Annotated in this window: 1 protein-coding gene; it reads right to left on the bottom strand. The window is 62.6% G+C overall.

Translation table 11 applies throughout. The features are described from left to right. Positions 1-257 (bottom strand): hypothetical protein (locus U5809_RS34635; RefSeq protein ID WP_322089862.1); only part of this gene is annotated, 257 nt, incomplete at both ends.

Genomic DNA, 257 nt, shown 5'->3' with positions numbered 1-257 from the left:
TCGCTGTCGACTTCCACGTCGACCGGCCTGTCTTCGGCTAACAGCTCGATCACGTCCCTGTCGACCTCGACCTCGACGGGTCTGTCGTCGGCTAATAGCTCGATCACTTCGCTGTCGACCTCCACGTCGACCGGCCTCTCGTCGGCTAACAGCTCGATCGATTCGCTGTCCACGTCGACCTCGACCGGTCTGTCGTCGGCGAACAGCTCGATCACGTCCCTGTCGACTTCCACGTCGACCGGCCTGTCGTCGGCGAA

The sequence above is a fragment of the Burkholderia sp. BCC1999 genome (assembly GCF_905339975.1).
Classification (GTDB): Bacteria; Pseudomonadota; Gammaproteobacteria; order Burkholderiales; family Burkholderiaceae; genus Burkholderia.
The sequence above is the reverse complement of the archived record's forward strand: the minus strand, read 5'-3'. Positions and strand labels throughout refer to the sequence as shown.